Source organism: Pseudomonas sp. GW821-FHT03A09, assembly GCF_059421065.1.
Map to the genome: position 1 here is coordinate 25,274 of NZ_JBWKUX010000024.1, position 6,000 is coordinate 31,273.

Below are 6,000 nucleotides of genomic sequence, written 5' to 3' on the forward strand. Positions count from 1 at the left end.
AGATAACAGATAGAGATATTACCCGTTATATAGATATTCGATCAGGTTCTATGATGGCTTCAACCTCATACGAGGAAGAGGATTACCACCATGACCTGCCCGAATACCACTCGCTACAAACCCTTCAGTCATTTGACCCGGCCTCGGGAAGTGATTCGCCAGTTCACTCCCAACTGGTTCGCCGCCACCATGGGCACCGGCGTGCTGGCATTGGCATTGGCGCAATTGCCCGTCAGCCTGCCTGGCTTGCACGCCATCGCCGAAGGGCTGTGGATGTTTACCATTGCCCTGTTCATATTGTTCAGCGTGTTGTACGCCGCGCGTTGGGTGATGTTTTTCCACGAGGCGCGGCGGATCTTCGGCCACTCCACGGTTTCGATGTTCTTCGGCACCATTCCCATGGGCCTGGCGACCATCCTCAACGGCTTGTTGCTGTTTGGCCTGCCGCGTTGGGGGAGCGACGTCATCCCATTGGCTGAAGTGCTGTGGTGGCTGGACGTGGCAATGGCCCTGGCTTGCGGTGTGCTGATTCCGTTCATGATGTTTACCCGGCAGGAGCACAGCATCGACCAGATGACTGCCGTCTGGCTGTTGCCGGTGGTCGCGGCTGAGGTCGCCGCTGCCAGCGGTGGGTTGCTGGCGCCGCACCTGGCCGACGCCCATGGCCAACTGGTGATGCTGGTGACCAGCTACGTGCTGTGGGCGTTTTCGCTGCCGGTGGCGTTCAGCATCCTGACTATCCTGATGCTGCGCATGGCGTTGCATAAATTACCCCACGCCAACATGGCTGCGTCGAGCTGGCTGGCCCTTGGCCCAATCGGCACCGGTGCCCTCGGCATGTTGCTGTTGGGTGGCGATGCACCCGCGATCTTTGCGGCCAACGGCTTGCCCGGTGTCGGCGAGATGGCCAGCGGCCTCGGGTTGGTGGCGGGTATCACACTATGGGGTTTCGGCTTGTGGTGGATGCTGATCGCGGTGTTGATCACCCTGCGCTACCTGAGTGCGGGCATTCCGTTCAACCTCGGCTGGTGGGGCTTTACCTTCCCATTGGGCGTCTATGCCCTGGCCACACTGAAACTGGCGGGTGTGCTGCACCTGGGGTTCTTCAGCGTATTTGGCAGCGTGCTGGTGTTGGCCTTGGCGCTGATGTGGCTGATCGTAACCAAGCGCACCGTGCTGGGCGCCTATAAAGGCGAGCTTTTTGTTTCGCCATGCATTGCAGGACTAGGGAATAAGTAAGCGAGTTTAGGTAAAGTCGTGGCCTGTCTCTTTATAAAAGCCTTCGGCAATAAAGCCTATCAGGCCACGCAGGAACACGGACGATGAGCCACCCCTCACAATTCACCTTGCTGCGCACACGGCGCTTCTTGCCGTTTTTCGTCACCCAGTTGCTGGGGGCCTTCAACGACAACATCTTCAAGCAATCGCTGATCCTCGCCATTCTCTACAAACTCACCATCGACGGTGATCGCTCCATTTGGGTCAACCTCTGTGCGCTGCTGTTTATCCTGCCGTTCTTCCTGTTCTCGGCGCTGGCCGGGCAGTTTGGCGAGAAATTCAACAAGGACGCGTTGATTCGCGCAATCAAGATCGGCGAGATCGTGATCATGGCCGTAGGCGCCGCGGGCTTTCTGTTCAATCACCTGGAGCTGATGCTGCTGGCGCTGTTTGCCATGGGGACGCACTCGGCGCTGTTCGGCCCGGTGAAATACTCGATCATGCCCCAGGCCCTGCATGAAGATGAGTTGGTTGGCGGCAATGGTTTGGTGGAGATGGGCACGTTCCTGGCGATCCTGGCCGGCACCATCGGCGCCGGGATCATGATGTCGTCCACCCATTACGCGCCGGTCGTCTCGGTCGCGATCGTCGGCGTGGCGGTGTTGGGTTACCTGGCCAGCCGTAGCATTCCAAGGGCGGCGGCATCGACCCCAGGACTGCGGTTGAACTGGAATATCTTCAGCGAATCCTGGGCCACCCTGCGTCTGGGACTGGGGCAGACGCCGGCGGTATCGCGCTCGATTGTGGGCAACTCGTGGTTCTGGTTTGTCGGCGCGATCTACCTGACGCAGATCCCGGCCTACGCCAAGGAGTGGTTGTACGGCGACGAAACCGTGGTGACGCTGATCCTTACCGTGTTCTCGGTGGGTATCGCACTGGGTTCGATGCTCTGCGAAAAACTCTCCGGGCGTAAGGTGGAAATCGGCCTGGTGCCGTTCGGTTCCTTTGGCCTGACGGTGTTCGGCTTGTTGCTCTGGTGGCACTCCGGTGGTTTCCCGCAGAACGTCCAGGCCAACGACTGGTTGGCGGTGCTCGGTTACGGCCATGCCTGGTGGGTACTGTTCGACATCCTCGGCCTGGGCGTGTTCGGTGGTTTCTATATCGTGCCGCTGTATGCGTTGATCCAGTCGCGTACCGCCGAGAACGAGCGGGCGCGAGTGATCGCGGCGAACAACATTCTCAATGCGCTGTTCATGGTGGTTTCGGCCATCGTGTCGATCTTGTTGCTGAGTGTGGCCAAGCTGTCGATCCCCGAATTGTTCCTGGTGGTGTCACTGCTCAATATTGCGGTTAACACCTACATCTTCAGGATCGTCCCCGAGTTCACCATGCGTTTCATGATCTGGCTGCTCAGCCATTCCATGTACCGTGTGGAGCACCGCAACCTCGAAGCCATCCCAGATGAAGGTGCGGCGTTGCTGGTGTGCAACCACGTGTCGTTCGTCGATGCGCTGTTGATTGGCGGCGCGGTGCGTCGACCCATTCGCTTCGTGATGTACTACAAGATCTACCGTCTGCCGGTGCTGAATTTTATCTTCCGCACTGCCGGAGCGATTCCGATTGCGGGCCGCAATGAAGACATCCAGATCTACGAAAAGGCCTTCACACGGATTGCGCAGTATCTGAAGGAAGGGGAGTTGGTGTGCATCTTCCCGGAAGGCAAGTTGACGGCTGATGGCGAGATGAACGAGTTCCGTGGCGGGCTGACGCGGATTCTGCAAGAGACGCCTGTTCCGGTGGTGCCGATGGCGTTGCAGGGGCTGTGGGGGAGTTTTTTCAGCCGCGATCCGAACAAGGGGTTCTTCCATCGGATCTGGTCGCGGGTGGTGCTGGTGGCAGGTGAGCCAGTGGCCTTGGAGGCGGCGACGCCTGAGCAGTTGCACACTGTCGTGGGTGGGTTGCGGGGGAGTGTCAGGTAGGTTTGTGTTGAATGGGCCGGCCCCATCGCAGGCAAGCCAGCTCCCACATATTGATTAGTGAATGCAATCAAAGAAAGTGGGAGCTGGCTTGCCTGCGATAGCGGTAGTGACCTAGGTGCTGATCTTGAGCCCGATGAGCCCGCAGATGATCAACGCCACACTGGCCAACCGAAACAACGCCATGGACTCGCCAAACAGGACAATCCCGGCAATCACTGTTCCCACTGCACCCACTCCAGTCCAGATCGCATAGGCGGTACCCAGCGGCAACTCCTTCATGGCCAGCCCCAGCAGGCCGAGGCTGACAGCCATGGCTGCAATCGTCAGCGCGGTGGGCAGCGGTTTGCTGAAACCATCGGTGTATTTCAGGCCAACGGCCCAGCCGACTTCGAACAAACCCGCAAAAAACAAAATGATCCAGGACATGATGACTTCCCATCGATAGGTGGGGTCGTCCCCTGATTGAGCGCTTGAAAGCGTCGCGAGGTCGTCCCCGCGAAGCTCGGTAGAGTGCCGAAAAGGGATCGGGCAATCAAGTTTACGGCGTGGTACCCAAGGCGCGGCGGTCGGCTTTTTCGCTCATGCGGCGGAAGTAAGTCGACAGCAGCGCCCCGGAAATGTTGTGCCAGACGCTGAACAACGCGCTCGGCACCGCCGCCAATGGCGAAAAATGTGCACTCGCCAATGCGGCGCCCAGCCCGGAGTTCTGCATGCCGACTTCCAGCGCCAGCGATTTGCGCTGTGCTAATGGCAATTTAAACAAGCGGCCGGTGAAGTAGCCCAGCAAGTAGCCGAAGCTGTTGTGCAGCATCACCACAGCCATGATCAGCAAACCCGACTCGGCAATTTTCGCCTGGCTCGCTGCAACCACTGCCGCGACGATGATCACGATGCTGACCACCGACACCAGCGGCAGCACCTCCACTGCATGGCGGACCCGTTCGCCCAGTACGCGTTGCGCCACCACGCCGAGCACGATCGGCAGCAGCACTACTTGCAGGATCGACCAGAACAACTCCATGAACGACACCGGTAACCAGGCCGACGCCAGCAACCAGATCAATGCGGGCGTGAGCAGCGGGGCGAGGAGGGTGGTGACGGCGGCGATGGCCACCGACAACGCCAGGTCGCCCCGGGCCAGCCAGGTCATCACATTGGACGACGTACCGCTTGGGCAGCAGCCGACCAGGATAACGCCGACGGCAATCTCCGGCGGCAGGTGGAACGCCTGGCACAGCAACCACGCTACGCCCGGCATGATCACGAAGTGCGCGACCACGCCCAGAGCCACGCGCCAGGGATGGCGGGCGACCTCGGCGAAGTCTTCAAGTTTGAGGGTCAGCCCCATGCCGAACATCACCAAGCCCAGCAATGGGACGATGGCGCTTTTCAGGCCGATGAACCAGCTGGGTTCCAGGAAGGCGAGCACGGCGAATATCAACACCCAATAGGCGAAGGTATTGCCGACAAAACGGCTCAAGGCGGCGAGTGCGCGCATGGGGTGTCCTTGTTATTAGAATGCTGGGGTGGCAACCCGATCAAATGTGGGAGCTGGCTTGCCTGCGATACAGACACCTCGGTGAATCAGGTACACCCAGGTGATGCTATCGCAGGCAAGCCAGCTCCCACATTGACCGTGCCCACATAAGATCCGTGTTGCTTTAGATACCTTGCGGGGTTTCTTCGCCGCCCAGCGCTTCAACCAGTGCCGGCAGGAAGTCGCCAAATGTCAGCATCATCAGGGTAAAGCTGGCATCCAGTTGGCCCAAGGCCTCGTCACCGCCGTCCTGTTCCGCCTGGTCTTGCAGCAAGTCTTCGAACTTCAGGCGCTTGACGGTCATCTTGTCGTCGAGCATGAAGGACAGCTTGTCCTGCCAAGCCAAGGCCAATTGGGTCACGACTTTGCCGGTGGTCAGGTGCAGCTGGATTTCTTCGCTGGTCAGGTCCTGGCGCTTGCAGCGCACAATGCCGCCGTCCTCGTGGGTGTCGCGCAGTTCGCATTCGTCGAGGACAAAGAAGTCATCGGCCGGTTTCTGGGTAGTGACCCAGTCGGTCATGATTGCGGTTGGCGCGGTTTTAACGGTGAGCGGGCGGACCGGCAGGGTGCCGATCACTTCACGCAGGGTCGACAGCAAGTCTTCGGCGCGTTTCGGGCTGGCCGAGTTCACCAGGATCAGGCCCTGTTTCGGCGCGATGGCGGCAAAGGTCGACGAGCGACGGATAAAGGCGCGTGGCAGGAAGGCCTGGATGATTTCATCCTTGATCTGGTCGCGTTCCTTCTTATAGACCTTGCGCATTTGCTCGGCCTCGATCTCTTCGACTTTCTCTTTGAGCGCGTCACGCACCACGCTACCCGGCAGGATGCGTTCTTCCTTGCGCGCGGCGATCAGCAGGAAGTCACCGCTGATGTGAACCAGGGGAGCGTCTTCACCTTTACCAAAAGGTGCGACGAAACCGTAAGTGGTCAACTCCTGGCTGGCACATGGGCGCGCCAGCTTGGTGGCCATGGCCGCTTCCAACGCCTCGGCATCAACAGGCAGATCTTGGGTCAGGCGATAGATAAGCAGGTTCTTGAACCACATGGGGTGAGTCTCTCCTTTATACAAAGGAGGGCATTATTCTCTTGATAGCGTCCCAGGCCAACCCTGCCTAAGCCATTGGAAGGGCTCAAAAAAAAGATTTAAGAAAGTGCTTGCCAGACCTTGGGTCGCTCCGTAGAATGCGCGCCACACCGAAACGAAGGGTGATTAGCTCAGCTGGGAGAGCATCTGCCTTACAAGCAGAGGGTCGGCGGTTCGATCCC

The 6,000-nt window shown here is 59.2% G+C and carries 5 protein-coding genes; 2 read left to right on the top strand and 3 right to left on the bottom strand.

What is annotated here, in order from left to right:
• Positions 1-90: 90 nt before the first annotated feature.
• Positions 91-1,239, top strand: coding sequence for a TDT family transporter (locus tag AC07V4_RS26615; RefSeq protein WP_492638718.1), 1,149 nt, complete (start codon positions 91-93; stop codon positions 1,237-1,239).
• An 83-nt stretch (positions 1,240-1,322) separates the two neighbouring features.
• Positions 1,323-3,197: an MFS transporter gene (locus AC07V4_RS26620; protein WP_492638719.1), complete on the top strand. Its 1,875-nt coding sequence runs from the start codon at positions 1,323-1,325 to the stop codon at positions 3,195-3,197.
• 111 nt (positions 3,198-3,308) lie between these two features.
• On the opposite strand, the gene sugE is transcribed toward AC07V4_RS26620, so the two are convergent.
• The 3 genes from sugE to rdgC all read right to left on the bottom strand — a co-directional run bounded on the left by sugE (position 3,309) and on the right by rdgC (position 5,779).
• On the bottom strand, positions 3,309-3,623 hold the full coding sequence (gene sugE, locus AC07V4_RS26625) for a quaternary ammonium compound efflux SMR transporter SugE (RefSeq protein WP_431753440.1): 315 nt from the start codon (positions 3,621-3,623) through the stop codon (positions 3,309-3,311).
• Positions 3,624-3,735: 112 nt separating this feature from the next.
• A complete protein-coding gene (locus AC07V4_RS26630) occupies positions 3,736-4,695 on the bottom strand; it encodes a bile acid:sodium symporter family protein (RefSeq protein WP_492638720.1) in 960 nt (319 codons plus the stop codon).
• Between the two features lie 163 nt (positions 4,696-4,858).
• Positions 4,859-5,779, bottom strand: a complete 921-nt coding sequence (gene rdgC / locus AC07V4_RS26635; RefSeq protein WP_492638721.1) for a recombination-associated protein RdgC — start codon at positions 5,777-5,779, stop codon at positions 4,859-4,861.
• Positions 5,780-6,000 lie beyond the last annotated feature (221 nt).